Source organism: Frankia sp. CcWB2 (assembly GCF_977927585.1).
This window is the reverse complement of the sequence record NZ_CDWRCM010000144.1, coordinates 8,201-8,795: the sequence shown is the minus strand read 5'-3', so window position 1 is coordinate 8,795 and position 595 is coordinate 8,201. Positions and strand designations below refer to the sequence as shown.

1 protein-coding gene is annotated in these 595 nt (G+C 69.2%); it reads right to left on the bottom strand.

Going from position 1 to position 595, the window contains the following annotated elements; translation table 11 throughout:
* On the bottom strand, positions 1-595 hold a 595-nt coding region (locus ACY45C_RS15105; RefSeq protein WP_462188234.1), incomplete at both ends, for a class I SAM-dependent methyltransferase.

The window sequence follows — 595 nt, the reverse complement described above, 5'->3', positions numbered from 1 at the left end:
CCGACTGCGCACCATCGCCAGGTACCGGTCCTTCGGGATGCTCAACGGGTAGTCGCGGTACGTAAGACTCGCGGTCAGGCCCGCATCGCGCATGTGGTCCGCGATGTCGGCAGGGTCCGGCTGCAGCTCCTCGAACCACTCCAGGGCCGCGACGAACAGCGGGTACGAGATCCGAGTCGGCAACATCACGATGAGGAAGCGGCCGCCGTCGCCGAGAAGGTCGGTGAGCCCGGCGATGACCCGCGGGCGGTCGGCGGGGGCCACGTGGTGGATCGCCTCTTTGATCATCACCACGTCGAGCGAACCGGGCTCGACGGCCGTCGTCGCGTCGGGGCTGGCCGCGCCGACGAGCTGCTCCGCCGAGGCGTGCACCGGGCGAAGACCGGGATCCGAAGGCAGCTGGCTCAGCATCCCCTCGGACGGGTCGGCGCACAGGATCGGCGTCAACGGCCGGACGATCTCGAAAACCCGGCGGGTGTACAGTCCCGTCCCGCACCCGACGTCGATGATCCGATCGTGGGAGGTCAGGGTGAGCGCCCCGGCCATCTCCCGGGCCATCCAGTCGAGGAAGGCGTCGCTGTAGGTCCAGTTCTGG